Source organism: Mumia sp. zg.B21 (assembly GCF_019550855.1).
GTDB lineage: Bacteria > Actinomycetota > Actinomycetes > Propionibacteriales > Nocardioidaceae > Mumia.
In genome coordinates, this window is sequence record NZ_JAHWCJ010000001.1 from 332,284 (window position 1) to 358,082 (window position 25,799).

Annotated in this window: 28 protein-coding genes and 1 riboswitch; of the genes, 13 read left to right on the forward strand and 15 right to left on the reverse strand. The window is 71.7% G+C overall.

Annotation, left to right across the window (positions count from 1 at the left end):
* The first annotated feature begins 79 nt into the window (after nucleotides 1-79).
* Nucleotides 80-171, forward strand: a riboswitch (TPP riboswitch).
* The 4 genes from thiM to KV100_RS01745 all read left to right on the forward strand — a co-directional run bounded on the left by thiM (nucleotide 160) and on the right by KV100_RS01745 (nucleotide 3,093).
* Nucleotides 160-951: a hydroxyethylthiazole kinase gene (gene thiM / locus KV100_RS01730; RefSeq protein ID WP_220341184.1), complete on the forward strand. Its 792-nt coding sequence runs from the start codon at nucleotides 160-162 to the stop codon at nucleotides 949-951. Its footprint overlaps the riboswitch before it by 12 nt.
* Nucleotides 951-1,616: a thiamine phosphate synthase gene (gene thiE, locus KV100_RS01735; RefSeq protein WP_220341185.1), complete on the forward strand. Its 666-nt coding sequence runs from the start codon at nucleotides 951-953 to the stop codon at nucleotides 1,614-1,616. The genes thiM and thiE overlap by 1 nt, the downstream gene beginning before the upstream one ends.
* Before the next feature lie 14 nt (nucleotides 1,617-1,630).
* Nucleotides 1,631-2,416: a bifunctional hydroxymethylpyrimidine kinase/phosphomethylpyrimidine kinase gene (thiD, locus tag KV100_RS01740; RefSeq protein WP_220341186.1), complete on the forward strand. Its 786-nt coding sequence runs from the start codon at nucleotides 1,631-1,633 to the stop codon at nucleotides 2,414-2,416.
* Nucleotides 2,413-3,093, forward strand: a complete 681-nt coding sequence (locus KV100_RS01745; RefSeq protein ID WP_220341187.1) for a TenA family protein — start codon at nucleotides 2,413-2,415, stop codon at nucleotides 3,091-3,093. The genes thiD and KV100_RS01745 overlap by 4 nt, the downstream gene beginning before the upstream one ends.
* A 21-nt stretch (nucleotides 3,094-3,114) precedes the next feature.
* Here the strand turns inward: KV100_RS01745 and KV100_RS01750 are convergent, their stop codons facing one another.
* From KV100_RS01750 to KV100_RS01760, 3 genes are read right to left on the reverse strand one after another with little or no spacing between them, the layout of a single operon-like run.
* Nucleotides 3,115-4,185, reverse strand: a complete 1,071-nt coding sequence (locus KV100_RS01750) for a hypothetical protein (RefSeq protein WP_220341188.1) — start codon at nucleotides 4,183-4,185, stop codon at nucleotides 3,115-3,117.
* Nucleotides 4,182-4,754: an RNA polymerase sigma factor gene (locus KV100_RS01755; RefSeq protein ID WP_220341189.1), complete on the reverse strand. Its 573-nt coding sequence runs from the start codon at nucleotides 4,752-4,754 to the stop codon at nucleotides 4,182-4,184. Before KV100_RS01755 ends, KV100_RS01750 begins: the two co-directional genes overlap by 4 nt.
* Before the next feature lie 39 nt (nucleotides 4,755-4,793).
* Entirely contained in the window at nucleotides 4,794-6,233 is a 1,440-nt protein-coding gene (locus tag KV100_RS01760; protein ID WP_220341190.1) for a PLP-dependent aminotransferase family protein, read from the reverse strand.
* A gap of 62 nt (nucleotides 6,234-6,295) precedes the next feature.
* On the opposite strand from KV100_RS01760, the gene KV100_RS01765 reads away from it, so the two are divergent.
* A complete protein-coding gene (locus KV100_RS01765; RefSeq protein ID WP_255565892.1) occupies nucleotides 6,296-6,988 on the forward strand; it encodes a YitT family protein in 693 nt (230 codons plus the stop codon).
* Here the strand turns inward: KV100_RS01765 and KV100_RS01770 are convergent.
* Nucleotides 6,966-7,529, reverse strand: a complete 564-nt coding sequence (locus KV100_RS01770) for an O-methyltransferase (RefSeq protein WP_220341192.1) — start codon at nucleotides 7,527-7,529, stop codon at nucleotides 6,966-6,968. The two genes, KV100_RS01765 and KV100_RS01770, sit on opposite strands and share 23 nt — an antisense overlap.
* A gap of 294 nt (nucleotides 7,530-7,823) precedes the next feature.
* Here KV100_RS01770 and KV100_RS01775 point away from each other — a divergent pair, with 294 nt between their 5' ends.
* Genes KV100_RS01775 through KV100_RS01785 form a run of 3 tightly spaced genes read left to right on the forward strand, consistent with a single transcriptional unit; the run spans nucleotide 7,824 to nucleotide 10,237 of the window.
* The gene (locus KV100_RS01775; RefSeq protein ID WP_220341193.1) at nucleotides 7,824-7,967 is read left to right on the forward strand and encodes a hypothetical protein; all 144 of its coding nucleotides are present in this window, start codon (nucleotides 7,824-7,826) and stop codon (nucleotides 7,965-7,967) included.
* A gap of 56 nt (nucleotides 7,968-8,023) precedes the next feature.
* Nucleotides 8,024-9,088, forward strand: coding sequence for a 3-isopropylmalate dehydrogenase (locus KV100_RS01780; RefSeq protein WP_220341194.1), 1,065 nt, complete (start codon nucleotides 8,024-8,026; stop codon nucleotides 9,086-9,088).
* A gap of 48 nt (nucleotides 9,089-9,136) precedes the next feature.
* Nucleotides 9,137-10,237 carry a branched-chain amino acid aminotransferase gene (locus tag KV100_RS01785; RefSeq protein WP_220341195.1) on the forward strand — a complete coding sequence of 367 codons (1,101 nt, stop codon included), beginning with the start codon at nucleotides 9,137-9,139 and terminating at the stop codon, nucleotides 10,235-10,237.
* A 42-nt stretch (nucleotides 10,238-10,279) separates the two neighbouring features.
* Here KV100_RS01785 and KV100_RS01790 read toward each other — a convergent pair whose 3' ends face one another.
* On the reverse strand, nucleotides 10,280-11,290 hold the full coding sequence (locus KV100_RS01790) for an NADP-dependent oxidoreductase (protein WP_220341196.1): 1,011 nt from the start codon (nucleotides 11,288-11,290) through the stop codon (nucleotides 10,280-10,282).
* Nucleotides 11,291-11,399: 109 nt separating this feature from the next.
* On the opposite strand from KV100_RS01790, the gene KV100_RS01795 reads away from it, so the two are divergent.
* Together KV100_RS01795 and KV100_RS01800 are read left to right on the forward strand one after the other, a co-directional pair.
* Nucleotides 11,400-12,353 carry a hypothetical protein gene (locus KV100_RS01795; RefSeq protein ID WP_220341197.1) on the forward strand — a complete coding sequence of 318 codons (954 nt, stop codon included), beginning with the start codon at nucleotides 11,400-11,402 and terminating at the stop codon, nucleotides 12,351-12,353.
* Nucleotides 12,350-13,795, forward strand: coding sequence for an FAD-dependent oxidoreductase (locus KV100_RS01800; RefSeq protein WP_220341198.1), 1,446 nt, complete (start codon nucleotides 12,350-12,352; stop codon nucleotides 13,793-13,795). Before KV100_RS01795 ends, KV100_RS01800 begins: the two co-directional genes overlap by 4 nt.
* Here KV100_RS01800 and KV100_RS01805 read toward each other — a convergent pair.
* Both KV100_RS01805 and KV100_RS01810 read right to left on the reverse strand, forming a co-directional pair.
* Nucleotides 13,773-14,468: a hypothetical protein gene (locus KV100_RS01805; RefSeq protein ID WP_220341199.1), complete on the reverse strand. Its 696-nt coding sequence runs from the start codon at nucleotides 14,466-14,468 to the stop codon at nucleotides 13,773-13,775. The genes KV100_RS01800 and KV100_RS01805 overlap by 23 nt on opposite strands.
* The gene (locus KV100_RS01810; RefSeq protein WP_255561125.1) at nucleotides 14,465-15,523 is read right to left on the reverse strand and encodes an NADP-dependent oxidoreductase; all 1,059 of its coding nucleotides are present in this window, start codon (nucleotides 15,521-15,523) and stop codon (nucleotides 14,465-14,467) included. Before KV100_RS01810 ends, KV100_RS01805 begins: the two co-directional genes overlap by 4 nt.
* Before the next feature lie 147 nt (nucleotides 15,524-15,670).
* Here KV100_RS01810 and cimA point away from each other — a divergent pair, with 147 nt between their 5' ends.
* The gene (cimA, locus tag KV100_RS01815; protein WP_220341200.1) at nucleotides 15,671-17,260 is read left to right on the forward strand and encodes a citramalate synthase; all 1,590 of its coding nucleotides are present in this window, start codon (nucleotides 15,671-15,673) and stop codon (nucleotides 17,258-17,260) included.
* A gap of 69 nt (nucleotides 17,261-17,329) precedes the next feature.
* On the opposite strand, the gene KV100_RS01820 is transcribed toward cimA, so the two are convergent.
* The 8 genes from KV100_RS01820 to KV100_RS01855 form a co-directional block, all read right to left on the reverse strand.
* Nucleotides 17,330-18,625, reverse strand: a complete 1,296-nt coding sequence (locus tag KV100_RS01820) for a C39 family peptidase (RefSeq protein ID WP_220341201.1) — start codon at nucleotides 18,623-18,625, stop codon at nucleotides 17,330-17,332.
* A gap of 134 nt (nucleotides 18,626-18,759) precedes the next feature.
* The gene (locus KV100_RS19985) at nucleotides 18,760-19,968 is read right to left on the reverse strand and encodes an ROK family protein (protein WP_220341202.1); all 1,209 of its coding nucleotides are present in this window, start codon (nucleotides 19,966-19,968) and stop codon (nucleotides 18,760-18,762) included.
* 243 nt (nucleotides 19,969-20,211) lie between these two features.
* Nucleotides 20,212-21,090 carry a 3-methyladenine DNA glycosylase gene (locus KV100_RS01830; protein ID WP_220341203.1) on the reverse strand — a complete coding sequence of 293 codons (879 nt, stop codon included), beginning with the start codon at nucleotides 21,088-21,090 and terminating at the stop codon, nucleotides 20,212-20,214.
* The gene (locus KV100_RS01835) at nucleotides 21,081-21,473 is read right to left on the reverse strand and encodes a Fur family transcriptional regulator (RefSeq protein ID WP_220341204.1); all 393 of its coding nucleotides are present in this window, start codon (nucleotides 21,471-21,473) and stop codon (nucleotides 21,081-21,083) included. Before KV100_RS01835 ends, KV100_RS01830 begins: the two co-directional genes overlap by 10 nt.
* Nucleotides 21,470-22,333 (reverse strand): metal ABC transporter permease, encoded by an 864-nt coding sequence (locus KV100_RS01840; RefSeq protein WP_301021742.1) that lies wholly within the window; start codon nucleotides 22,331-22,333, stop codon nucleotides 21,470-21,472. The genes KV100_RS01835 and KV100_RS01840 overlap by 4 nt, the downstream gene beginning before the upstream one ends.
* Nucleotides 22,321-23,115 (reverse strand): metal ABC transporter ATP-binding protein, encoded by a 795-nt coding sequence (locus tag KV100_RS01845; RefSeq protein WP_220341205.1) that lies wholly within the window; start codon nucleotides 23,113-23,115, stop codon nucleotides 22,321-22,323. Before KV100_RS01845 ends, KV100_RS01840 begins: the two co-directional genes overlap by 13 nt.
* Entirely contained in the window at nucleotides 23,112-24,080 is a 969-nt protein-coding gene (locus tag KV100_RS01850) for a metal ABC transporter substrate-binding protein (RefSeq protein WP_220341206.1), read from the reverse strand. The genes KV100_RS01845 and KV100_RS01850 overlap by 4 nt, the downstream gene beginning before the upstream one ends.
* Before the next feature lie 61 nt (nucleotides 24,081-24,141).
* Nucleotides 24,142-24,405 carry a hypothetical protein gene (locus KV100_RS01855; protein ID WP_220341207.1) on the reverse strand — a complete coding sequence of 88 codons (264 nt, stop codon included), beginning with the start codon at nucleotides 24,403-24,405 and terminating at the stop codon, nucleotides 24,142-24,144.
* A gap of 45 nt (nucleotides 24,406-24,450) precedes the next feature.
* On the opposite strand from KV100_RS01855, the gene KV100_RS01860 reads away from it, so the two are divergent.
* Together KV100_RS01860 and KV100_RS01865 are read left to right on the forward strand one after the other, a co-directional pair.
* On the forward strand, nucleotides 24,451-24,780 hold the full coding sequence (locus tag KV100_RS01860; protein ID WP_220341208.1) for an antibiotic biosynthesis monooxygenase family protein: 330 nt from the start codon (nucleotides 24,451-24,453) through the stop codon (nucleotides 24,778-24,780).
* Nucleotides 24,781-24,805: 25 nt separating this feature from the next.
* Nucleotides 24,806-25,795 carry an aldo/keto reductase gene (locus KV100_RS01865; RefSeq protein WP_220341209.1) on the forward strand — a complete coding sequence of 330 codons (990 nt, stop codon included), beginning with the start codon at nucleotides 24,806-24,808 and terminating at the stop codon, nucleotides 25,793-25,795.
* Nucleotides 25,796-25,799: the final 4 nt, after the last annotated feature.

A 25,799-nucleotide genomic window follows, 5' to 3' on the forward strand; every position in this document is an offset into this window, starting at 1 on the left:
GGGTGGGTTGCCCGAACGCTAGCGGGCCGGTGCGACGTCGCGGAAGGGGCTCCCGGCACTTCTGTTATCGTCGCCAGCAGTTGCAAGGCCGGGGTGCCCGAAGGGCTGAGAACACACCCGCCGAACCTGATCCGGGTCATACCGGCGAGAGGGAGCCTGATGCTCGAACCCCGTACCGCTGCCCACGTCCACGACCAGCTCCGGGCGCAGACCCCGCTGGTGCAGGTCATCACGAACTACGTGTCGATGGACATCGCCGCCAACCTGCTCAATGCCGCAGGCGCCTCTCCGGCGATGGTCCACGACCCGCACGAGTCCGCGGAGTTCGCCGGCATCGCCCAGGCCGTCGTCGCCAACATCGGCACGCTGTCCCCGCCGTGGGTCGACGGCATGCTCGCCGCGGTCGAGGTCGCCTCGGCCACGGGCAAGCCGTGGGTCCTCGACCCGGTCGCGGTCGGCGCGACCACCTATAGGCGCGAGTCCGCCGCTGCCCTGATCGAGCACCGCCCGACGGTGATCCGGGGCAACGCGAGCGAGATCCTTGCGATCGCGACCTCGACGGGGGCAGGGCGAGGGGTCGACGCCGACGCCGATACGGCCGACGTCCGTACGGACGCCGAGGCGCTCGCGTCCAAGCTGGAGACCGTCGTCGCCATGACGGGCGCCGTCGACATCGTCACGGACGGCACCCGTACGACCGAGATCCACGGCGGCGATGCGCGCGCCCCGATGATCACCGCGCTCGGGTGCTCCGCGAGCGCCCTGGTCGCCGCGGCCTGCGCGGTCCACGACGACGCGTTCGAGGCGTCGGCGAGCGCACTGGCGATCCTGACGGCCGCGATCGAGAAGGCCGCGCCGCTCGCCGAGGGTCCCGGATCGCTGCGCTGGCGGTTGCTGGACGCGCTGTCCACGTTGTCTTCCGAGGCGGTCGCCGAGGTCGTCGCGCGCTGATGGTCGGCCCGGCCGGAGACGTCCGTCTCTATCTCGTCACCGGGTCCGTGCCTCACGGTGCGGACCTGGTCGACGTCGTCGCCGACGCCGTCGACGGGGGAGCGACGACCGTCCAGCTCCGCGACAAGCACGCGTCGACCGACGAACGCATCCGGCTGGCCACGAGGATCGCCGCGCGCGTCGGTGACCGTGCGTCGTTCGTGCTCAACGACGACCTCGCGGCGGCGCGCGCCGTGCCCGGTGCGGGCCTGCACATCGGGCCCGATGATCTCCACCCCGCGCGAGTGCGAGAGGTGCTCGGCGACGACGCGGTCGTCGGGTGGTCGCTGCACGACCTGGCCCAGCTCGACGACGCCGAGGCGCTCGCCGCGTGCAGCTACCTCGCGGTCAGCCCGGTGTGGGCGACGCCGACCAAGCCCGACACGACCGCGCCGTGGGGACTCGACGGCGTACGCCGCCTGCGCGCGGCAACGCCGGACGACCTCCCGCTCGTCGCGATCGGTGGCATCTCCGCATCGAACGCCGCGTCGGTCGTCGCCGCCGGCGCCGACGGCATCTGCGTGGTCTCCGCGATCTGCTCGGCACCCGAGCCGCGTGCGGCCGCCCGCACGCTCCGCGAGGTCGTCGACGCCGCCCTCGCCGCACGCTCGGAGGTCCAGCCCTGAGCGCCGTGCCCGTCATGCTCACCATCGCCGGCTCCGACCCCTCAGGCGGCGCCGGGATCCAGGCGGACCTCAAGACGGCGACCGCCCTCGGCGTGTACGGCGCCGCGGCCCTGACCGCGCTCACCGTCCAGAACACCCGCGGCGTCTTCGGGATCCACCCGGTGCCTGCGGCGTTCGTCGCCGAGCAGGTGCGTGCCGTGCTGGACGACCTGGACGTGAGCGTGGTCAAGATCGGGATGCTCGGCACGGTGGAGATCGTGCTCGCGGTCGCCGACGTCCTGCACGCCGCGGACGTGCCCGTCGTGCTTGACCCGGTCATGGTGGCCACCTCCGGCGACACGCTGGTCGGGGAGGACGTGGTGGACACCATCCGTACGACGTTGCTGCCGCTGGCGGCCGTCGTCACGCCCAACGTGCCGGAGGCTGCGGTCCTGACCGGCACCGCGCCGGCGACCGATCCCCACGGGCTGGCGACCGCCGGGCGCGCGTTGCGCGCAGCGGGCGCTGCAGCCGCGCTGGTCAAGGGCGGACACCTCGAGGGTCCGGAGAGCATCGACGTGCTCGTCGACGCGGAGGGTGCGTGCACCTATCGTGCACCGCGGATCGACAGCCCCAACACGCACGGGACAGGCTGCACGCTGGGGTCGGCGATCGCGTCCGGCCTCGCGCTCGGCCTGCCGCTGCGCGAGGCGGTGGGTGAGGCCAAGGACTACCTGACCGGGGCTTTGCGCAGCGGCGCCGAGCACTCGGTGGGTCGCGGCCACGGACCTGTCGACCACCTCTGGAGGTCGCGCGGGTGACGGACGAGAGGACGTTCTCCGAGGCCGCGTGGGCGCACGTCGCGAGCTGGTACGACGCGATCCTCGAGCACCCCTTCGTGGTCGGTCTCGCCGCCGGGACGTTGCCGGAGGACGTGTTCGGCCGCTACCTGCTCGACGATGCCCACTACCTCTCCCGCTACGGCAGCACGCTCGCGATGCTGGCCGCGCGTGCGGGCGACCCGGCGCTGTCAGCCGGCCTCGCACGCGCGGCCGCCGAGGCGGTGGAGGCCGAGCGGCTGATGCACGCGGAGTTCCTCGTGCCTCGCGGCCTCGACCCGGACGGGCCTGATGCGGCGGAGCCGACGCCGACCTGTCAGGCCTACGCCGGCACGCTGCTCGCCGACGCCGCGTACGCACCGGTCGAGGTCGGTCTTGCGGGTGTGCTGCCGTGCTTCCGCGTCTATCTGGAGGTTGGGCGCGCGATCGCGGCACAGGCGACCGACGCTGCGCATCCCTACCGCGCCTGGATCGACACCTACTCCGACCCCGCCTTCGACGCCGCGGTCACGCGGGCCGAGGGGTGGGCCGACCACCTCGCGACGGCGGCGACGCCCGAGCGCCGTACGAAGATGCTCGCCGCCTACGAGCGCGCGACGCGATTCGAGTGGATGTTCTGGGACGCGTCGTGGCGCGGGGAGACCTGGCCGAGGGCCTGACCTCCCCGCGCCCACCTGCCGTCACGGGCAGCCGGACATCTCCCGCACCGTGAGCGTCGGAACCCCGTCGCGGACCGCGTCGGCCACCGCCCGGACCCCGTCGGCATACTCGCCCTCGGCGTCCATCGGCGCGAGCAACGGCCAGCGGCGCCCGCTTGCCAGCGCCTCGACGGCGGCCTTCCTCGCCCGGTCGTCTCGCGCGTCCTCGGCACGCCGGAGCTCTCCGACCCAGCCGCACACCACCGGCTCGAGCACCTGGGCGCTGAGCTGGTAGCGGTCGTTGGTGCCGAGGTCGTCGAGTGACGCACGGTCGAGTCCCGGCGGGAGCGGCACACCGGCCAACAGCTCGTCGATCACCTGCGAGGCCTTGTCGGGAGTGACGATCTCCGGCGGCATCGCCGCGAGCCACTCCGGGACCGAGACCGCTCGAACCGTTCGCAGGACAGCCACGATCTCGGCGCGATTCCTCCAGCCGCCGCCGGTGCGGATCTCGGAGAACGTGCCGCCGGACGGGCGCAGCATCACGGCGATGTCCGTGGTCGAGTATCGGAACTCGCTGCCGTCCTGCCCGTCGATCGAGAACGGTCGCGGAGCAGAGACGTCGAGACGGTCCTCGAAGTAGCCGGCGTACTGGTCGGCTCGGTACCAGACGAACTCGAGCTCGCGATCGCCCTGGGTGAACACGATGGTGCCCTCGTCCTCGGCGAACCCGTACACGTGGGTCACCTTCCAGCCGGGCTCGCCGACCAGCAGCCGCGGCTGGCGGCCGGCGGCTTCGACGACGGCGGCGGCGTAGCGGATGGGCGCCTCGACCGTCGGCTCGGAGGCGGCAGGAGGCGCGGCCGGCGTCTCGGGGTCGTCGGTCGAGCCCACCCAAGCAGGGACGAGGAGGGCTGCGGCCATGACGGCAGCGGACGCGAGCGCTCCGGCCAGTGGCAAGCGCCACGATCGTCTCGACCGCTGCGGGCGTCGAGCGGTGTCGGCCATGATCTCGTCCAGCAGGGCTCGGTCGGCTCCGCCGAGGTCAGGCGTCGCGTGCCGCACGTACGGGTCGGCGGCGCTGAGCCGGCGGTCGAGGTCGGTGTCGTTCATCGTCCCTCCTCAGGGCTGAGCATGGTGCCGACGCTCATCACGCGTCCGGGTTCGGGATGGTCGTCGCCAAGGGCGTCGCGAAGCCGTCGACGCGCTCGGGACAGGCGGGTCCGTACGGCGCTCGGACTGATCTCGAGGACGCGTGCGATCTCGCGGGGTTCGAGCTCTTCCCACGCCGAGAGCATCAACAGCTCACGGTCGGCCGCTCCGAGCCGCTGCAGCGCCGTTCGGACGGCACTGTGCTCCGCGACGTCGTCGGAGGGGTGGGCGTCGGAGGTCTCGCTCAGCTGCTGGCGCAAGCGCTCGCCGAGGCGCTCGCGGCGGCGCCCACTGCGCTCGGCGTTCGAGCGGACGTGCCGGGCCACCCCGTACAGCCAGAGGCGGCTCTCGTCCCCGGACGGGATCGCGTCCCAGCGCCGCCAGGCGACGAGGAAGGTCTCCGCGACGAGGTCGGCGGCGTCGTCAGGGTGGCGCGTCCGGCGGATGGCGTAGGCGAGGAGCGCGTCGAAGTGGGCGGTGTAGAGCTCGCGGAAGCGCTCCTCGCGAGCCGTGTCTGGTGTCGTCGTCACATCACGTCATGTCCGGGGCGTAGCCGATCGTGACAGCCGCTACGCGGTCAGCGCAGGGCCGCGTCGCGAGGGTCCCGACGTGGGGCGCCCGGCCAGCACGGTCTCCCATGCGAGGGCGAGACGGTCGACGGCGTCGTCGATGGCGCCCGTGCTGCGGTCGTACGGGAGGCGCAGGGCGGACTCACCACCGCCGTCGGCGTAGAACCGTGGGCCGGCGGTGAGCAACAGGTCCTGGGCCTCCGCGGCGACGACGAGCCGGCTCGAGGCCCGCCTCGGCAGGCGCACCCACAGCGACAACCCGCCGGCGGGGGAGTTGAGACTCCAGTCGGGCAACCGATCGGTCACCGCCGTCCTGAGTGCGGACCGGCGCGCGCGCAGGGTGTCTCGGCGCTCGTCGAGCACCTCCTCGCGGACGCGGAGGAGCTCCGCGACCGCGAGCTGCTCGAGCACCGGCGTGCCGATGTCGAACGTCTCTCGCGCCGCGACCAGCCGCGGGACGACGGCGTGCGGGGCGCGGATCCACCCGATCCGCAGGCCACCCCAGAACGACTTGCTCGCGGAGCCGAGCGTGATCGCGCCTGGATGGTGCGCGGCCAGCGGGACCGGCATCGCACGCTCCTCGACGTCGAGCGCGAGGTCGAGCATGGTCTCGTCGACGATCGGGACCGTCGTCGAGCGACGCAGGATCGACGCCACCTCGTGACGCATGATGTCGTCCATCAGTGCGCCCGTGGGGTTCTGGAAGTCCGGGATCAGGTACGCCCACGCGACGGGCGCCGCGCGGACGGCCGCGGCGAGCGCGTCGAGGTCGAGGCGGTGGCCGTCGTGCGGCACGCCGAGGACGCGCAGGCCGGTCCGGCGCAGCGAGTCGATGGCGTTCGGGTACGTCGGGCTCTCGACCACGACGCGATCGCCTCTCGCGGCGAGGGTCCGGCTGACGAGGTTGAGCGCGGACTGGGCCCCCGAGGTGACGAGAATCTGGTCGGGATCGGTGAGCAGCCCGCGGTCGGCGTAGCGCTGCGCGACGAGCTCGCGGAGCACCGGGACGCCCACCGTCTCGTACCCGGTCTGCGCGAGGTAGGCGGGCAGCTGTTCCAGCGCGCGGCTGTAAGCCAGCCCGACGCCTGGGGCCGCCTGGCCGGCAGCGATCGTCCAGCCCACCATGCTCGATCCGCTGGGAGGCGTGTACGGAGGACGGGCACCGCGAGGCAGGGTGACGACGCTGCCGGACCCACGCCGCGAGACCAGCAGCTCGGCATCCCGCAGCACCGCGTAGGCGCGGGTCACCGTCGTCCGGCTCAGGGGGAGGGCGGCGGTGAGCTCGCGCTCGCTCGGCAGCCGTGTGCCGGCCGGGATGCGCCCGTCGAGCACGAGGAGTCGGATGAGGTCGGCCAGTTCGCGGTACCCGGGAGGGTCGTCCGCCTCGATGTCGAGCAGGACGTGGAGACGCTCCGCCGACAGGACCGATGTGGGAGCCATGTAGGCCACCATGTCACGATTGGCTATCGAACGGTAGGCCAATCGCGACGATGATGGACGGCATGGCCCGCGCCCCGTACACCCCTGACACCCAGTCATCCCTCGACCAGCTTCGGTCGGGAAAGCTCGGGCGCCGGCTTCCTCAGCTCGTGTTCGGGCTCATGCTCTACGGCTGGTCGATGGCGCTGATGATCGAGGCAGGCCTCGGTCTGGACCCGTGGGACGTCTTCCACGAAGGACTCACGAAGTACCTCCCGCTCACCTTCGGGCAGGTCACGATCCTCGTCGGTGCCGCAGTTCTGCTGCTGTGGATCCCGCTGCGCCAGTGGCCCGGTCTCGGCACGATCCTCAACGTGATCCTCATCGGCCTCGCCGTCGACCAGGGCCTGTGGCTGCTCGCGCAGCCAGACTCGCTCCTGCTGCGCGTCGTGATGCTGGTGGCCGGTGTCGTGCTCAACGGTCTTGCCGGCGCGCTCTACATCGGGGCGCACCTCGGGCCTGGCCCCCGTGACGGGCTCTTTCTGGGGCTGGTTCGCCGCACCGGCTACAGCGTCCGGTTGATGCGGACGTCGGTCGAGATCACGGTGCTCGCCATCGGCTGGCTGCTCGGCGGGACGGTGGGTGTCGGCACCGTGCTCTACGCGCTGACGATCGGGCCCCTCGTGCAGGCGTTCCTGCCGCTGGTCCAGGTCCGGATGCCGGAGCCTGAGCCTGCAGCGAGCCCGAGCGAGGTCAGACCCGCGTCGCCAGGATGACCGACGCGTCCGGCGCGACCATCACCTCGACGGCGACGAAGCGTTCGTCGGTGAGCCACTGCTCGCGGACGGTGTCGACCCTGCCCTCGTAGATCGGGGGCCAGGTGTGCGACGGCGTGAAGTCGTCGAGGACGGCGATCCCGCCGATCTCCATGAGGTCGGCGACCTGGTCGACGGCGCGCTTCACGTCGCGCACGTCGACGAACAGGAGCGAGAACGGTGCGTGCTGCTCGAGGGCGCTCCAGTCACCGGAGGTCACCTCGACCGTCGGGGTGTCGGAGAACAGGTCCTGCACCGCCTCGGCCAGCGTCGGGTCGAGCTCGGCGCTGACGATCCGAGCACCCTCGGAGACCCCGCTCGACAGCCACGCGGATCCGACGCCGCACCCGGTCCCGAGCTCGGCCAGCGTGCCCCTGCGCGAGGCGGCCAGCGCGGCGAGCAGGCGTCCGGTCTCGTTGCGGGTCGCGGTGATGAAGCCCTTGCGCCGTGACAGGTCCAGGGCGCGCGCGACAAGGGGCGGAACTTCGGTGGGGGCACTCACGTCGCGAGTCTGTCACACGCCACAGCCTGGACACGAGTCTCAGTCAGCGAGATCGTCGGCGGAAATCGGGACAGAGCGGGCGAGTCCGACGTACCGTCGACCCATCATGCGGAAGCAGGTAGTAATCCTCGGCTGCCGCGGCGAGGCCTCCTAGGCCGACACCTCGCCGCGGAGCTTGGCGTTGGCCGACTACCCGCAGCGAGGATCCCGCACCGTACGACCCTCCTCCCGTTCGGGGAATCGGTTTCCAGCGCCATCGGCCAGGACCGACACCAACCCGAAGAGGAGAGAACGATGTCCGAGACGCAGATGCAGTACTCCGAGTGGGGCCCGAGCCGCCACTGGTCCGACGAGTCCCGCGGCGAGGGTCCCCGCAACCCCGTGCAGACCGCCCTCGACCTCCGTGACAACGGCGGCCCGCGACCGGACGACAACTGACCATCATCCGAGATCCCGGTATCAGATGCTGGGACTGGCGCAAGTAGAGTGCACCCATGACACGCAGCTTCTCCCTGGCCGTGATCCCCGGAGACGGGATCGGCCCCGAGGTCGTCGCCGAGGCGACCCGCGTCCTCGACGAGGTCGCGCGCGTCCACGGGATCACCTTCACCCAGACGCCGTACGTCCTCGGTGCCGAGCACTACCTCGAGTCAGGAGAGGTTCTTCCTGACGCGACGCTGGCCGAGATCCGCGGCCACGACGCGATCCTTCTCGGAGCGATCGGCGGCAGGCCGGGCGATCCCCGCATCCCCGCCGGACTCCTGGAGCGCAACCTGCTCCTGCGTCTGCGCTTCGAGCTCGACCACTACGTGAACCTGCGTCCCACCAGGACGTACTCGCAGGTCGACTCCCCGCTGCGTGACGCGGGCGAGGTGGACTTCGTCGTCGTGCGCGAGGGCACGGAGGGCCCGTACGTCGGTAACGGCGGCCGGTTGCGCGCCGACACTCCCCACGAGGTGGCGACCGAGGTCAGCCTCAACACCGCCTTCGGTGTCGAACGCGTCGTGCGCGACGCCTTCGCGCGGGCCCGGACGCGCCGCAACAAGCTGACGCTCGTCCACAAGACCAATGTGCTGGTCCACGCGGGCAGCCTCTGGTCACGCATCGTGGACCAGGTCGCGCCGGAGTTCCCCGACGTCGCCGTCGACTACCTCCACGTCGACGCGGCGACGATCTTCCTGGTGACCGATCCCGCCCGCTTCGACGTCATCGTCACCGACAACTTGTTCGGTGACATCCTGACCGACCTGGCCGGGGCGATCTCCGGAGGCATCGGCCTCGCCGCGAGCGCGAACATCAACCCCGACCGTACGGCGCCGAGCATGTTCGAGCCCGTGCACGGCTCCGCCCCCGACATCGCAGGGCAGGGCGTCGCCGACCCGACCGCTGCCATCGGATCGGTCGCACTGCTCCTCGACCACCTCGGTCTCACCGAGGCCGCCGCGCAGCTCGACCGCGCGATCGCGGCGGACATCACCGCCAGGACAGGACGGCGCACCACCAAGGAGGTGGGGGAGGCCATCGCGTCGCGTGTGGCCGGTGACGTACCGGAGGTGTGACCTTGCCTCCTCTCGTCCCCCTCTGAAAGGTCCAGTACCGTGCCACTCATGACCACCTCTGCCGACGCCACGTTCTCGTTCGCGCTCGAGCCGACCCCGTCGCCCGTGCCAGAGCAGCGTCGCGCCGAGATCCTCGCCGACCCCGGGTTCGGGCGCTACTTCAGCGACCACATGTTCACCGCCGAGTGGACGCCGGAGACCGGATGGACGGCGCCGACGATCAAGCCGTACGGTCCGCTCCAGCTCGACCCCGCCACCGCGGTCCTCCACTACGCCCAGGAGATCTTCGAGGGTCTCAAGGCGTACGCGCACGACGACGGCTCGATCTGGACGTTCCGTCCCGAGGAGAACGCCCGGCGTTTCCAGCGCTCGGCGCACCGCCTCGCGCTCCCCGAGCTCCCGGTCGACTGGTTCGTCGGCTCCATCGATGCGCTCGTCGAGACCGACCGCGCGTGGGTCCCGACCGGCGGCGAGACCAGTCTCTATCTGCGGCCCTTCATGTTCGCCTCCGAGGCGTTCCTGGGCGTGCGACCGAGCAAGCACGTCACGTACTGCGTGATCGCCTCACCCGCAGGCGCCTACTTCTCCGGTGGGGTCAAGCCCGTCAACATCTGGCTCACGCGCGAGTACGCCCGCGCCGGCGCCGGCGGCACGGGCGCGGCGAAGTGTGGTGGCAACTACGCCTCGAGCCTCCTCCCGCAGCAGATCGCCGCCGAGCACGGGTGCGAGCAGGTCGTGTTCCTCGACTCCGAGAAGCACACCTACATCGAAGAGCTCGGGGGCATGAACCTCTACTTCGTCCACGACGACGGCACCATCGTGACGCCGGCCAGCGACTCGATCCTCGACGGCATCACGCGCGACGCGGTCAGCACGATCGCAGCCGACCTGGGTCGCACCGTCGAGCAGCGTCGCTACACCATCGACGAGTGGATCGACGGTGTCGCGAGCGGACGGGTGACCGAGGTGTTCGCCTGCGGCACCGCAGCGGTCGTGACGCCGGTCGGTGCCCTGCGCTGGGACGGTGGCGAGGCGGTCTGCAGCGACGGCGACGGCGGCAAGGTGACGATGGCGATCCGCGAGGCGCTCATCGATCTCCAGTACGGCCGCGCCGAGGACACCCACGGCTGGATGCACCGCATCGGATGAGGCGTGGTCGGCGGCGACTGCCGCCGACCTCGCCGTACGACGTCAGCGTCCGACGGTGACGACGACCTTGCCGCGGTTGCGGCCGGCCATCAGCCGGGCGAACGCCGCGGGCGCGGAGGCGAGACCCTCGTGGCGCTCCTCGTGCAGCGTCAGCGATCCGTCGGCGAGCAGTGCCGCGACCTCGGCGAGCTGGGCGCCGACGAGGTCGCCGTGGTCGTACACGACCATCCCGTGCACCGTGGCGCGCGCCATGATGATCGCGGCGACGGGCAGCGTCGTGGGAGGCCCGTCGTTGTACTGGTCCATGAGCCCGCACAGCGAGACCCTCGCGTGCGGCGCGAGCCGGCGCACCACGGCGTGCAGCGTCGGCATGTCGCCCATGTGCAGATAGCCGTCGATGCCGTCCGCGCACGCCGCTGCCAGCGCGTCCTCCCAGCCGTCGCGCCCGCGGACGACCGCCGCCGCGTACCCGAGCCGGTCGATCGCGTCCGCCGCCTTGTCGTCGTCGCCCACGATCGCCACCGTCCGCGCCCCACGGTCGCGGGCCAGCGCCCCGGCGACAGAGCCGACGCCCCCGGTCGCCGCGCCGACGACCACGGTTTCGCCGGGCCGAGGTGTGAGGTGTCGGACGATCGCGGCGTACGCGGTGAGCCCCGGCATCCCGAGTGCGCCGAGCGCGGCGGAGGCGGGGACCCCAGCGGGCACACGGACGAGTGTGGTCTGCTTCGCGGCGACGACGGCCTCGGCCCGCCAGCCGGTCTCGGCCAGCACGAGCGCTCCCTCGGGGATGTCGGCGGCGCGCGACGCGAGCACGCGCCCGACGGAACGACCGGGGACGACGTCGCCGACGGCGACGGGGGCGTCGTCGAGGTGCCGTCCCGCCAGCGTCGAGCGGAGGTAGGGGTCGAGCGAGAGGTCGAGCACCGAGACGCGGACCTCGTCGTCACCGAGTGTGGGAACCTCGACCTCGGAGAGGGCGAGGTCGTCCGGCCGGGGGAGTCCGCTGGGGCGGCGGCGCAGCACGACGGCGTCGACGTGGCGGGGTGCAGTCATCGGAGGGCCTCTTCCTCGGTGAAAGTGTGTTGAGCCATAATGGAACACCATTCCATCAGGTGTGACGACGGATCCCTTCGGTCGGCACGCCGCGTCGGAAGGAGCGCCGGTGCCACCGTCGGACTCCCACCTCTTCGGTCCGCTCGTCTCCGCGCGCGATCTCGACGCGCAGCGCCGCCTCTTCGTGTCCGTGCTCGGGATGGAGGAGCGGGGAGAGACCGTGCTCGGCGCGCGTGACGCGGGCGTCCTCCTCGGCGCCGGAGCGGGGGAGACCTCCGTCGTGGCGCTGCAGACTCCTGGAGCCGTCGCGGGAGCCGTGGTGTGCCGGTTCGAGGCGCCCTCGGACGAGACGGTCCGTGATCCCGCTGCGCCGCTGGACCGCGACGCGTTCAAGGTCATCGACTTCCACGCGCCCGACCTCGCGGCGGCGGCCGCCCAGGCCGCGGCGGCCGGCTTCGACGTGACGGCGCCGGACGGTGAGTACGACATGGCAGGCACCGGGCTGAGAGAAGCACACGTCCGAGGCGCCGACACCCTCACGGTGGCCCTGCTCGGCGGCGCGCCCGGAGCGCTCGATCCCTACGTACGGGTGACCGACAGGGCGGTCAGCGAGGTCCTCGGCATCACCGCGCCCGTGAGCGACGTCGACGCGGCCGCGGCCTTCTGTGCCGACGTCTTCGGCTGGAAGGTCGTGCACGAGTACGTCGTCGACGGCGCGTCCGTCGCCGACCTGGTGGGTGCTGGCACGCGGGTCAGGATGGAGGGCTGCTGTGTCGGGACCGCCGCCGACGAGCCGTACATCGGGCTGGTCAGGTACGTGGTCGAGCGCGGTGGGGAGGCGGGTGCGTCGCTGCGGGGGCGCGCCGTCCCCCCACGCCGCGGCCTGCTCGGTGCGGTGGTCGTCACCGGCGACCTGGACGGCGTGCGAGACCGTGCGGGCGTGCTGGCGGGGGAGACGGTCGGTCTGACGCTCGCGCCGTTCGGCGAGACGCGGGCGGCGGTGGTCCACCCTCCGTCGGGAGTGCCGCACCTGGTGATCGAGGTCCAGGGAGACCAGGCATGAACGAGACGTTCGACGTGGTCGTCGTGGGTGCCGGGACCGCGGGCATCCCCTGCGCCGTCCATGCCGCTGACGCCGGCGCCCGTGTGCTCCTCGTGGAGAAGGACACCCGCATCGGCGGCACGCTGCACCTCAGCGGAGGACACATGGCGGCCGGTGGCTACCGCCGCCAGCGCGAGCGGGGGATCGAGGACAGCCCCGAGGCACATCTGGCCGACATCCGCCGCATCAGCAGCGGGACGGCGCGCGACGATCTGGTCCAGATCGTCGCCCGCGAGGCTCCGGCGACCCTCGACTGGCTCGACGACCACGGCTTCGCCTTCGCGCCCGAGACACCGCGGATCATCTACGGGCACGAGCCGTACGAGACGCCGCGGACCAGCTACGGCACCGACGAGGGCGTGTCGGTCCTCGACGTGCTCAGGCCCGAGCTGGAGCGTGCGTGCGCCGAGCAGGGCCTGGTGCTGTGGACGAACGCGGCCGTGACCGAGATCCTGACCGACGAGTCCGGGGCCGTCGTCGGGGTCGACGTCTATCGCGAGGGTCGGGACGTCGCGGTGTCGGCCGCCGCCGTGGTGCTCGCGACCGGTGGCTACGGCGCCGACCCCGACCTCTTCGCCGAGCTCGAGGGCGCACCGCTGGTCTCGGCCGCGGCGCGCACCGCGACCGGCGACGGACTCCACCTGGGGATGTCGGTCGGCGCGCGGCTGCAGGGACAGGGCACCTCTCTTCCCACGTTCGGCGGACTCCCCGATCCCCGTACCCCCGGGCGCGCCAACTGGTCCGACCGGCAGCGGCTCACCAGCGAGCGTCCCCCCTGGGAGATCTACGTCGACCGGCACGGTCGGCGGTGGGTGGCCGAGGACGAGGGGTCGATCGACCTCAAGGAACGCGCGCTCGCCGAGGTCACCGACCAGACCTTCTGGACGGTCTTCGACGACGTGGCGCTGTCGGCCGCGTCCGGGACGACGCAGCAGATGGTCGTCGGCAAGGAGCCGGACGAGGTCCGCGCGATGATGAACACCCGTCCCGGCCTGCATGCCGCCGACACCCTCGAAGATCTCGCGGACCTCGCAGGCATCGACGCCGCCGGCCTGCGCGAGACCGTCGGCACCTACAACGAGGCGGTCGCGAGCGGGCACGACCCGGCGCACGGGCGGACGTTCCTCCCGGCGCCCATCGCCGCTCCGCCGTTCTACGCGGTCCGGAACCACGCGATCACGTTGGTGACCTTCCAGGGCCTGGACGTGGACACATCCCTCGCGGTCCGGGACGAGTCGGGGAACCCGATCCCCGGGCTGTACGCCGTCGGCGAGGTCATCGGCGCGGGCGCGACCTGTGGCAACAGCTTCTGCTCGGGGATGCTCGTCACCCCCGCACTCACCTTCGGCCGGCTCCTCGGGACCGACCTGGGGCGAGCCGTCACGCCGAGAAGAGAGCCTTAGCCGGGTCGTCGTGCAGCGTGACCACCAGGAGGTCACGGTCGGCGTCGTAGGCCAGCGTCACGTCCACACGTCGTGCGAGGGTCGGGTCGTCGCCGCCGGCGCCGGCGTCACCGTAGCCACGGGCGACGTCGCGCAGCGTGATGGTGGCCGGCCCCACCGGGTCGTTGTCGGGCCACTCCTCGGTCACACGCTGGGCGATCCCCGTGAGCACCGCGTCGTACATCGGCAGGGCATCGGGGTCGGCGTCCGGCACCACGAGCTCCGGCAGGCCGAACCTCGCCAGGCCGTGGGTCGTGGTCGTCGACTCGTCGGGACGCTCCAGGACGAACCACTCGCTGATCCTTAGCACCTCGGGGTGCGGCGCTTCGGGTCCGAGCAGGCGGGGAACGGCCGCGTCCACCACGATGCCGACGTGCTCGGCGGCCAGCGCCCGCGCCTCGGCCTGGGTGCGTCGCTGCACCTCCAACGCCTCGGAGACGTCGGACTCCGCGGACACGGCGGTCGCGTACGTCAAGGACTCGGCGTAGCGGACCGCCTTGGGGCTCGAGCCCCGGGCGAGCAGGAGGCTCACAGGCGGCAGCGGAGGAGCGGGGGAGTCGGACTCGAGCGGCTCGTCGGTGAGGACGACGTACAGCGCGGCGACCCCGCGGGGGATCGGGACGGGCCGCGTCACGACGTCGTCGGGTCCGAGCCGACCTGCACCAGGAGCTTGCCGAAGTTGGTGCCCTTGAGCATCCCCACGAAGGCGTCGGGCGCGTTGTCCAGTCCTTCGACGACATGCTCCCGGTAGCGGATCTTGCCCTGGGCGACCCAGTCGCCCATCTCCTCCTGGAACCGGCGGTAGTGGAGCCTGACGAACTCGCGCTGGATGAAGCCGCGGACGGTGAGGCTGCGGACGAGGATCCGGTTCATGAGGGCGGGCAGCCGGTCGGGGCCCTCGGGGGTGCCCGTCGCGTTGTACTGCGAGACGAGGCCGCACACCGGGATGCGACCGAACTCGTTCATGCGTGGCAGCACCGCCTCGAAGACCTTGCCCCCGACGTTCTCGAAGTAGACGTCGATGCCCCCGGGAGTCGCGGCGGCGAGCTGGTCGACGAAGTCGGGTGCGCGGTGGTCGATCGCCTCGTCGAAGCCGAGCTCGTCCTTGACATATGCGACCTTGTCCGGTCCGCCGGCGATCCCCACGGCGCGCGCGCCCTTGATCCTTGCGATCTGGCCGACCGCTGAGCCGACCGGTCCGGCGGCCGCGGCGACCACGACCGTCTCGGACGGCTGTGGGTCGGCGATCACCAGCAGGCCGGCGTACGCAGTGAACCCGGGCATCCCGAGCACGCCGAGCGCCGTCGTGATGGGGGCGCGTGCCGGGTCGATCCGACGTACGGCCTTGTCGGAGGCCACGGCGTACTGCTGCCAGCCGGTGTGGGCGAGGACGATGTCGCCCACCTCGTACAGGTCGCTGCGGGTGGCGACCACCTCGCACACCGTCCCGCCCTCCATCACGCCGCCGACCGGGACCGGGACGGCGTACGACTCGGCCTCCGACATCCGACCGCGCATGTAGGGGTCGAGGGAGAGGTAGATCGTCCTCAGGAGCAGCTCGTCGGGGCCCGGCTCGGCCGTCGGCTCGTCGTCGAGGACGAAGTTGTCCGACGTGGGCTCGCCGTGCGGTCGGCTGGCGAGCCGCACGGCGCGGTTGATCGTGGGCATTGAGGCTGCGCTGGAAGTCATGGTTCTCTCAGTCTAGAGTGGGGCCCATGCATCACATGACCCTCGTGATCATTCATCAGCGCGTCTGACCCGCGATCCGGGTCCGACGCGCAGCCTCTCGTACTCCGAGGGGCTTTTTTGTTGTCCCGCGCGCGAGGAAGTTCCACCATGAGCACCGCACCCGACCCCACGTTCCACGTCTACGACACCACCCTGCGCGACGGCGCCCAGCAGGAGGGTCTCAACCTGTCCGTCGCCGACAAGCTCGTGATCTCGCGCCACCTCGACGAGCTGGGCGTGGGCTACATCGAAGGCGGTTGGCCGGGCTCGAACCCGAAGGACACGGAGTTCTTCGCCCGCGCGCGGACGGAGCTGTCGCTGCAGAACGCGACGCTCGCCGCCTTCGGGGCGACCCGCCGTGCCGGGTCTGCCGCGGGCGACGACGCGCTCGTCGGGGCGTTGCGCGACTCGGGCGCCTCGGTCGTGACGCTCGTCGCCAAGAGTCACGACCGCCATGTCGAGCTCGCGCTGCGGACCACGTTGGAGGAGAACCTCGCGATGGTCCGCGACACGGTGCGCCACCTGCGTTCAGAGGGGCAGCGCGTCTTCCTGGACTGCGAGCACTTCTTCGACGGATACCGCGCCAACCGGTCCTACGCGCTGGAGGTCGTCCGCGCGGCCGCCGAGGCGGGCGCCGAGGTCGTCGTGCTCTGCGACACCAACGGCGGCATGCTGCCGCACTGGGTCGGCGAGATCGTCTCCGACGTCGCCGCGACCACGGGAGCGCGGCTGGGCATCCACGCCCACAACGACACCGGCTGCGCGGTGGCGAACTCGGTGGCCGCCGTCCAGGCCGGTGCCACGCACCTGCAGGGCTGCATCAACGGGTACGGCGAGCGGACCGGCAACGCCGACCTCGTCACGTCGGTCGCCAACCTCGAGCTCAAGCTGGGTCAGAAGGTCATGCCACGGGGCTCGCTGCGGGAGGCGACCCGCATCGCCCACGCCATCGCCGAGGTGACCAACTATCCGCCCGGCGCGCGGCAGCCGTACACGGGCGTCTCGGCCTTCGCGCACAAGGCGGGCCTGCACGCGAGCGCGATCCGGGTCGACCCCGACCTCTACCAGCACATCGATCCCGAGCTCGTCGGCAACGACATGCGTCTCCTCGTCTCAGAGATGGCCGGCAGGGCGACGATCGAGCTCAAGGGCAAGGAGCTCGGCTTCCACCTCGCCGACGACCCGGCGATGCTGGTGCGCGTGACCGAGGTCGTGAAGGAGCGTGAGCAGGCCGGCTACACGTTCGAGGCGGCCGACGCGTCGTTCGAGCTGCTGCTGGCCGAGCTCGTCGAGGGCCGGCGGCCCTCCTACTTCGACGTGGAGTCGTGGCGCGTGATCACCGAGTCGCACCACGCGGCGGGGGAGGAGGCACCATCGGAGGCGACGGTCAAGCTGCGTGCGGGCGGCCGTCGGTACGTCGTGACCGGCGAGGGCAACGGTCCCGTCTCAGCGCTCGACCATGCGCTGCGTACGGCGATCGAGCAGGCGTTCCCTGATGTGTCGACGTTCGGGCTGAACGACTACCGCGTGCGCATCCTCGACGAGGCCGGCGGGACCGACGCGAGGATCAGGGTTCTCCTCAGCACCACCGACGGCAGATCGACCTGGACCACGGTCGGCGTGGGGCACAACATCGTCGAGGCGTCGTGGGAGGCGCTGCTCGACGCGTTCACGTACGGGTTGCGCCACCACGGCTGACGTCAGCACCGACGAGAGGACCCGACGACCACCCCGTACTGCGTGATCGTCGGGTCCTGCGTCAGCGTGTCACCAGTTGGTCGCGCCACCCGGCAGCCGCTTGCCCGGCGGCCGGTACAGGTACGAGACTCCGCCGGTCGAGTCCTGCCAGACCTTCTCGAAGTTCTCGCGGGTGTAGACGTTGCGGACGGCCTCGTTGCTGCTCGACGCAGGGTCGTTGAGGATCGGGTCGCCGTCAGCGGTGAAGCCGATGAGCACCATCAGGTGGCCGTTGGTCTCGTAGCCCGCCTCGGGCATCTCGTCGAGGTCCCACGACAGCGACGTGATCACCGGGATCCCCGCCGCGACCAGCCGCTCTGCCTCGGCGAGCGACCGCAGTCGGGTGACGAAGGTGTCGAGCCCGAAGGTGTGGGCGTACGCCGCGTTGAACGGCCAGTTGCCCGCACCCTCGTAGGTGTAGTCCCACGTCTTGATCGCGGCGTAGTCGACCTGGGGGTCCCCGTTGGGAGCGACGATGTCAGCGAGCTCTCGGCGCGGCACCTGGTACCGCTTGCCCCAGTAGTACTGCACCATCGTCGTCGACGTGGGCGAGCACCAGACCTGGCCGCCGCCGCCGAACTCGGGGTATTCGCCCTTGTGGATGTTCTGCGAGAACCGAGGGACGGGCAGCTCGACGTGGCGGCCGAGCGTGAAGTCGCTCGTGACCCCGTCGTCTCCGGCGAGCAGCTCGTTGGTCATGGTCGTGACCCCGTCGAGGCGCGGGGACTTCCGGGTGCCCTCAGGACGGAGCAGCGTGACCCGCGTCTGGTAGGCGACCGGCTCTCGGCCGGTGCGGGCGGAGAACGTGTCCGTCCAGATGTTGGCGTTGGTGTCGCCCTGGCCGTCGACCGACGTCCGGTGGATGTCGCCGGCCGCGAAGTCGTCGCCGGAGGCCCAGCGGCCCATCACGTACCACTTGGTCCACGTGCCGTCGGGCAGCTTGCCGCGGAAGGTGGTCTCGACGAACGTGCCGGTCGGTGTCCGCGCGTTCCAGGACGTGATCGACTCGTCGATCGCGTAGCCGGGCGTGACGACCGGGGACGTCCAGCGTCCGTACACGTACGACTTCTCCGTGCCGGCCGCGAAGGGGTCGGCGTAGGTGGTCGTCCGCTTCGACCTGGGGCTGATGACGAGGCTCCCGTCGAGCGCGGGGATCACGCCCTCCCAGGTGCCGCGTGCGAAGTCGCGGACGCTGTCCCAGTGCTTCGCGGTGATCTGGGGCGACGCGACGGTGGGCTCGGATGTGGCGTTGACCGGGGCGACCGGGGCGGTCACGGCGGCGATGGTGGCAAGGCTTGCGATACCTATCGCGGTCTGACGGAACATGGCGCTCCTCGGGCTGGTGAGTGCGGCGATCTTCCCGCACGATCAGCCTGGCAGGGAACACTGCGTCTCGCCCCTCGGATGGTAGACGTCGGGGCCGCCCGCGTCGCGGTGCGATATCCGGAACGTATCCCGAGTCAGGCAGTCTGGAGCCGGGCATCCGTCCCGCCGGCGCGGGCCGCCGTGGGGCCCGTCGGTCGGGAGCGGCGCGTGCCGAGGGAGCGCTGGGCGAGCCGCTCGTAGCGGTCGAGGGCCGCGATCGGGTCGCGGTAGACCGGCCCGAGCGCGATGGCACCCGCGGCTGCCGCCTGCACCTCGGCGCCGAACCGCGAGAGCGAGATCGGGACCGGACCGAGGCCGGTCGTCCGGCGGAACGCGTCGAGGACGACCGGCGCCGCGGGCGGATAGGCAGTGAATGCCTGCCCGGCCAGGACCACCCTGTGGGGGTCGAGGAGATCGCGGACGATCGCCACCGCCCGCCCGAGGTGGTCGGCCCGCGCCATGAGCAGCGCGTGCGCCGTCGCGTCCCCGCTGAGCCCCGCGGCGTGCACCAGCTCGACGTCGGGCCGGGTCACGATGCCCGCGGCGTGCGCGGCCGGCCCGATCGCGGCGACGGTGGCGCCGAGGCAGCCGCGTGACCCGCAGGAGCAGGGGGCGTCGGAGGTGGTGGGCAGGTGGGTGACACTGCCGGTCCGGCGTCCGCCCGACGGGACGGCGCCGTCATGCACCGTGGCCACGCCCACGGTCTCTCGTGCGTAGACGTAGACCGTCGTGCCCTGGGCGTGCTCCGGCGACGACAGGAGGTCGGCCGCAGCGACCGCGGCGACGTGGTCGGCCGTGGCGGTGGGCAGCGCGGTGACGTCGCGCAGCGCACGCCCGGCGACCATCGGTGAGCGGTCCAGCGCCTCCCACGGTGCGACGACGGCCGCGGTCACGAGCGTGCGGTCGCCGATGCCGGCCCGGAGCCCGACCAGACGACGAGCGGCGACGGTAGCGAGGTCGCGGTCGCTGCCCCGGGTCGGGAGATGGGCGATGCCGAGGACCCGTCCCCGGAGGTCGGTCAGGGCGACGGTGGTCACCAGCCGCCCGATGTGGACGGCGCCGGCCGACAGGCGCCTGTCGTCGACCTCGACCGGGATGCTCGGTCGCCCGACGTGCCCGCTGCGCGTGCAGTCGGGGCGTTCGCGCAGCAGCCCGCGCCGTGCCAGGGCGGTGACCTGCCGACCGACGGTCGCGGCGCTCAGACCGGTGGAGTCCGCGATCTGGTCCCGGAAGGCGACCCCGTGGTGGAGAACCGTGCGAAGCACGAGCCCGGCGGTCGAGCTGTCCTGCTGGAACGTCTTCACGAGCCCTCGTTTCGTCACGGCGTCATCGCGGAGCCACTTAAGTGGATAAAGTTAGGTGACTAGAGCGACCTTAGCGTCAGCGGGCTCCTCGGCGCAGCATTCTCGACCGCTGGGACGTCGGCGCGGTTGCCGTCAAGGTGACCGCAACTCTTCGACGACCCGCCCTGGCGGGTCACCCTGGGAGAGTGCGGGTGGAGGGCAGACGGCGGCCCTCCACCCGCGTGCCTCTCCGCGAGGAGACGCTCAGCGTGTCTGGGCGCCTGCGGCGAGCGCGCGGTCGTAGTCGGCGAGCAGACGCGCGCGCAGACCGGCCGCGCGCTCGGCGTGCGCGCGCTGGAGCCGTACGTACTCGGCCTTGCCCTCGGGCGTCTCGATCGGCACCGGCGTGCAGCCCAGCGCGGAGAGGTCGTACGGCGCGGCGCGCATGTCGAGCTCGCGCACGTCACGGGCCAGCGCGAAGCAGTCGACCAGCAGGTCGGAGTCTCCGTACGGCACGAGCTTCATGGCCCACTTGTAGAGGTCCATGTTGGCGTGCAGGCAGCCCGGCTGCTCCATGGCGCGCTGGGTCTCACGGCTCGGCGACGACGCGTTGCGGGGTGCCGCCTCCGGCGTGAAGAACCGGTAGGCATCGACGTGGGTGCACCGGAGCTGGTGGGCCTCGACGACGGCATCGGTCCCAGCCGTGCCCAGGCGCAGGGGCCACGACGCATGGCGGACCTCGTCGGGAGCCTGGCGATAGACCATGGCCCACTCGTGCAGACCGAAGCAGTCGGTCCGGCCCGGACGCGAGGCCGTGAGCGCGAGCAGACCGCGGGTCCACTCGAAGCCGTCCCGTCGGCCGGCGATCCGTCCCAGGTCGGCGCCGACGCCGTCGTCGTACGTGCGGTACGTCCCGAGCTGCGCGTACTCCGACGCGTCACCGCCGAGCACGACGCCCGCGCCGGGGTGCCAGCGCATCAGCCGAGCGGGGGAGTAGCCGTAGTACTCGAAGAGGAAGTCGTCGACCGGATGCTTCTCACCGCGTTGCCGGCGTCGCACCCGGCCGGTGACGTAGGGCTCGACCCGGGCGCGGTGACGCTGCGCCCGCTCGCGCCAGTCGCGCTCGTCGAGCCTCAGGCGCACTGGTCGCAGGTCCCGAAGATCTCGAGGGTGTGCGACATCTGCCGGAACCCGTTCTCGGCACCCACCTGCTCGACCCACCGTTCCAGCGCCGGGCCCTGGACCTCCACCGTGCGGTTGCACTCACGACAGACGAGGTGGTGGTGATGGTGGTCGGTCATGCACCGGCGATAGAGGACCTCGCCGTCGTCGCTGCGCAGCTGGTCGACCTCCTCGGCGTCGACCAGCGCCTGGAGGTTGCGGTAGACCGTCGACAGCCCGACGGACTCGCCGCGGTCACGCAGCGCGTCGTGGATCTCGCGCGCGCTCGCGAAGCCGTCGAGGTCGGCCATCACAGCGGCCACGGCGCGCCGCTGGCGCGTCGTACGCACAGGCGTCTCGGTCATGCGGCCTCCTCCGCGAGGTCGTGCGCCGGGCGGCCCCGCCGTCGCCAGGAGCGTGCGAGGTGCCCCACCACCGCCACGGCGAGGAACACGGCGAGGCCGACGATGACGATGGTCGGGCCGGGCTGGGTGTTGATCTCGTAGCTGCCGAGCAGGCCCGCGACGGCGGCGAAGGTGCCGATCACCATCGCGAGGAGGAACGTGCCGCGGAAGCTGCGGCTCACCTGCTGCGCCGCGGCGACCGGCACCACCATGAGCGCCGAGACCAGCAGCAGCCCGACGGTCCGCATCGACACGGTGACCGTCACCGCCGCGAGCACGGCGATCAGCAGGGCGTACGCCTGCACGGGCACGCCGGAGACGCGCGCGTGCTCCTCGTCCTGGCACACCGCGAACAGCTGCGGCGACAGGCCGATCCCGAGCAGGAGGACGACCGCCCCCAGGATGCCGACGATGACGAGGTCGCCGGCGCCGATGGTCGTGATCGACCCGAAGAGGTAGCTGTTGAGCGCTGCTGCCGAGCCGCCGGCGAGGTTGGTCAGCATGACGCCGCCGGCCAGCCCGCCGTAGAACAGCAGCGCGAGGGCGACGTCGCCGCTCGTGCGGCCGTACGTGCGCAGCAGCTCGATCGCGACGGCGCCGAAGATGCTCACGACGACGGCGGTGAGCAGCGGCTGGGTGTTGGTGAGCAGGCCGGCGGCGACTCCGGTGAGGGCGATGTGGCCGATCCCGTCGCCGAGGAGCGCGAGGCGCCGCTGCACGAGGTACATGCCGATCGCCGGCGCCGTCAGGCCGGTGATGACAGCGGCGAGCAGTGCTTGTCGCATGAAGTCGTACGAGAGGATGTCGATCACGCCGGCCACACCCCCGACTCGTCGATCCCGGTCCGCGGCTGAGGGGCGACCAGGTGCGGATGGTGCTGGTTGTGCGGCTCGGCGGCTGCGGCGGGGTCGCCGCCAGAGCACGGACCGTCGTAGGAGACACGGCCCGCGCGCAGGACGACGGCCCGGTCGATCATGGGCTCGAACGGTCCCAGCTCGTGCGCGATCATGAAGATCGCACGGCCCTCGCCCAGGAGCCGCGCGAACAGCTCCGCGAGCGCAAGCTGGCTGCGGGCGTCGACCCCGGCGGTGGGCTCGTCCATCACCAGGAGGTCGGGGCGCGAGGCCAGACCGCGGGCGATCATCACGCGCTGCTGCTGTCCGCCCGACAGCTCGCTGGCCGGCTCGTCGGCATAGCCCTCCAGGTCGACGAGCGAGATCGCCTCGGCGACACTGCGACGGTCCTCGCGGGAGGAGAGTCCGGCGAACGGTCGCCGCGAGAGGCGACCGCTCATCACGACCTCGCGGACCGTCGACGGCACACCGGCCGCCGCGGTGGACCGCTGCGGCACGTAGCCGATGCGCTGACGGTCGCGGAACCGCCGCAGCGGGGTGCCGAAGAGCCGGACCTCGCCTGCCGCGATCGGGATCACGCCCATCGCCGCCCGCATCAGGGTCGTCTTGCCCGAGCCGTTGCTGCCGAGCAGCACGACGAACTCCGACTCGTGGACGGCGAGGGAGACACCGCGCACGACCTCGCGTCCTCCCAGGACGACGTGCACGTCGTCGATGGTGAGCGGATCGGTGGAGGCGGAGGCTGTCATGAGCAGCGGTTCGCCTTCTGCAGGGCGGCGAGGTTCTGACGCATGAGCGTCAGGTAGGTGTCGTCGCTGTCGTCGTCGGTGAGTCCCTCGATGGGGGAGAGCACGGCGGTGGTCGCCCCGCTCTCGCGGGCGATCGTGTCCGCCGTGCGCGGGCTGGTGAGCTCTTCGGTGAACACGGTGGTGACGCCTTGGCTCTCGACCAGGTCGGCGATGTCGGCGAGCTGCTGCGTCGTGGGCTCGGTGTTGGGCTCGATCCCGGCGATCGCGACCTGCGTCAGGTCGTAGGCGTCGGCCAGGTAGCCGAAGGCCGCGTGGCTGGTGACGAACGTGCGGGTCTCGCACTGCGCGAGGCCCTCGTCGAACTCGGTGCCCAGAGCCGTGAGCTCGGTGTCGAGCGCGCCGGCGTTCGTGCGGTAGGCGTCGGCGTTGTCGGGATCGATCTCGGCGAGCCGCTCGGCGACGGCGTCGGCGATCTCGCTCATGCGTTCGGGGTCGAGCCACACGTGCGGGTCCTCGCCCTCGTGGTCACCCGTCGCGTGGTCATCGTCTGCCTTGCCCCCCTCCTCGACGGTGTGGTCGTCGTCGGTCACGCCGAGGAGCTCGACGACGTCGGCCACGTCGAGCCGCGCCTCGTCGGGCAGGCCGCTCTGGTCCACGGCTTCGTCGACCTGCGGCTGGAAGCCGTGGAGGAACACGACGAGGTCGGCGTCGGTCACCGCCGCCATCTGCTTGGCGGTGAGCTCGACGTCGTGCGGCTCGACGCCCGGCTGCGTCAGGTTGTCCACGTCCACCATCGTGCCCCCGATCTGCTCGACCACGTACGCGAACGGGTACGCACCGGCGACCACCTTGACGGGGTCGTCCGACCCGCCGGCGTCGTCACCGCCGCACGAGGCGAGAGCGAGGACGAGCGGAGCGACGGCGAGGGCGCAGAGCCGACGACGGGCCGAGAAGAGGCGGAGCATGAGGGAGAGCCTATTGCAGTTGGGAACCATTCTCAAAACGGATTCTGCTGCAGGCCTCGTCTCACCCGAGCATCGCCGTCACGAACCGGCCCACCGTGAGCGCGACCAGGATGCCGAGGACCAGCATCCTCAGGCGAGCGAGTCCGCTGTCCTGAGCGGGGGACCGGAACGCCATCCATCCGACGAAGACGATGAGGAGCAGCAGGGCCGGGACCCCGATCCACGGGTCTGCCGCCAGCCCGACCACGAGGAGCGCGGCCCCCGCGACGGGGACGGCGACGCGTGCGCCCCGGGAGCTCTGGAGCCGTTCGAACAGGTCGCTCATGGCGTCATCCTGCCGTACGGGTGAGGCGCTGGATACGCTGCGCGCGTGCTGGTCATCACACGGTTCCGCGTCCCCTCCGCACGCGCCGACGTCTTCGCCGACGATCTAAGCGCCGTCGTCGAGGCGTTTCGAACCCGCCCCGGCCTCGTCGACGCCTTCGTCGGGCGCAACCTCGACGACGCGACGCTGTGGACGCTCACCACGCGCTGGGAGGGCGTCGGGGCCTACCGTCGAGCGCTGTCGGCCTACGACGTGAAGGTCGCCACCGCCGCCCCCTACGCGTTGGCCCTCGAGGAGCCCGCGGCCTACACCGACGCGTACGACGACATCGCCGACGTGGCCGGTGACGCCACGCCGCCGCTCGGGAATAGGTGAGCAGCGCGACGCCTTGGCGGCAGGCATGAGCCTCATGAGCATCGAGCTGGGTGACGGACTGCGGGTCAGCGCGCAGGGATTCGGCGGGATGGCGTTGACCGCGGTGTACGGCGGGACGGACCCCGACACCGCGCTCGCGACCCTCGTCCACGCCGTGGATCTCGGCGTGACCTTCGTCGACACCGCCAACGTCTACGGCAACGGGACCAACGAGGAGCTGATCGGCCGGCTGCTCGCCGAGCGCCGCGACGAGGTGCAGCTTGCGACGAAGTTCGGCGTGTCGGGCAACATCACCACGGGCGAGCGCGTCGTCCGGGGCGACGCGCCGTACGTCCGTGAGTGCCTGGAGGCCTCCTTGACGCGGCTCGGCACCGACGTCGTGGACCTCTACTACCTGCACCGCGTGGACCCCGACGTCCCGATCGAGGAGACCGTCGGCGCGATGGCCGAGCTCGTGCACGAGGGGAAGGTGCGTCACCTCGGACTCTCCGAGGTGACCGCCGACGAGCTGCGTCGTGCCCACGCCGTGCACCCGGTCGCGGCCGTGCAGAGCGAGTGGTCGATCTGGAGCCGCGACGTCGAGCGCCATGTCGTCCCTGCGGCGATCGAGCTGGGCGTCGGCTTCGTCCCGTACTCGCCGCTCGGACGCGGGTTCCTCGCGGGCTCCGTCGACGTCCTGCCCGACGGCGACATGCGGCACACCTTCCCTCGGTTCGGGGCGGAGGCGCTCGACGCCAACCAGGTCGTGGTCCAGACCGTCCGCCGGGTCGCCGACGAGGTGGGCGCGACACCGGCCCAGGTCGCTCTCGCCTGGCTGTACGAGCACGGGCGACGCCTCGGCCTCCCGATCGTGCCCATCCCGGGGACGCGCCGGCCCGAGCGTGTCGACGAGAACGTCGGTGCCGTGTCCGTGCGCCTCGACGCCGCCTCGCTGGCCATGCTGGACGACGTCTCGTCCGCCGTGGTCGGCGACCGCTCCGCGGACCCCACCTGGGTCTCCGCGGGACGCGAGTAGGGCT

Excerpts from the sequence above, each read along its gene's own strand:
- thiM (WP_220341184.1), top strand. The coding sequence starts at position 160 with ATGCTCGAACCCCGTACCGCTGCCCACGTCCACGACCAGCTCCGGGCG.
- thiE (WP_220341185.1), top strand. The coding sequence starts at position 951 with ATGGTCGGCCCGGCCGGAGACGTCCGTCTCTATCTCGTCACCGGGTCC.
- thiD (WP_220341186.1), top strand. The coding sequence starts at position 1,631 with ATGCTCACCATCGCCGGCTCCGACCCCTCAGGCGGCGCCGGGATCCAG.
- KV100_RS01750 (WP_220341188.1), bottom strand. The coding sequence starts at position 4,185 with ATGAACGACACCGACCTCGACCGCCGGCTCAGCGCCGCCGACCCGTAC.
- KV100_RS01760 (WP_220341190.1), bottom strand. The coding sequence starts at position 6,233 with ATGGCTCCCACATCGGTCCTGTCGGCGGAGCGTCTCCACGTCCTGCTC.
- KV100_RS01765 (WP_255565892.1), top strand. The coding sequence starts at position 6,296 with ATGGCCCGCGCCCCGTACACCCCTGACACCCAGTCATCCCTCGACCAG.
- KV100_RS01775 (WP_220341193.1), top strand. The coding sequence starts at position 7,824 with ATGTCCGAGACGCAGATGCAGTACTCCGAGTGGGGCCCGAGCCGCCAC.
- KV100_RS01780 (WP_220341194.1), top strand. The coding sequence starts at position 8,024 with ATGACACGCAGCTTCTCCCTGGCCGTGATCCCCGGAGACGGGATCGGC.
- KV100_RS01785 (WP_220341195.1), top strand. The coding sequence starts at position 9,137 with ATGACCACCTCTGCCGACGCCACGTTCTCGTTCGCGCTCGAGCCGACC.
- KV100_RS01790 (WP_220341196.1), bottom strand. The coding sequence starts at position 11,290 with ATGACTGCACCCCGCCACGTCGACGCCGTCGTGCTGCGCCGCCGCCCC.
- KV100_RS01800 (WP_220341198.1), top strand. The coding sequence starts at position 12,350 with ATGAACGAGACGTTCGACGTGGTCGTCGTGGGTGCCGGGACCGCGGGC.
- KV100_RS01810 (WP_255561125.1), bottom strand. The coding sequence starts at position 15,523 with ATGACTTCCAGCGCAGCCTCAATGCCCACGATCAACCGCGCCGTGCGG.
- cimA (WP_220341200.1), top strand. The coding sequence starts at position 15,671 with ATGAGCACCGCACCCGACCCCACGTTCCACGTCTACGACACCACCCTG.
- KV100_RS01820 (WP_220341201.1), bottom strand. The coding sequence starts at position 18,625 with ATGTTCCGTCAGACCGCGATAGGTATCGCAAGCCTTGCCACCATCGCC.
- KV100_RS01835 (WP_220341204.1), bottom strand. The coding sequence starts at position 21,473 with ATGACCGAGACGCCTGTGCGTACGACGCGCCAGCGGCGCGCCGTGGCC.
- KV100_RS01845 (WP_220341205.1), bottom strand. The coding sequence starts at position 23,115 with ATGACAGCCTCCGCCTCCACCGATCCGCTCACCATCGACGACGTGCAC.
- KV100_RS01850 (WP_220341206.1), bottom strand. The coding sequence starts at position 24,080 with ATGCTCCGCCTCTTCTCGGCCCGTCGTCGGCTCTGCGCCCTCGCCGTC.
- KV100_RS01855 (WP_220341207.1), bottom strand. The coding sequence starts at position 24,405 with ATGAGCGACCTGTTCGAACGGCTCCAGAGCTCCCGGGGCGCACGCGTC.
- KV100_RS01865 (WP_220341209.1), top strand. The coding sequence starts at position 24,806 with ATGAGCCTCATGAGCATCGAGCTGGGTGACGGACTGCGGGTCAGCGCG.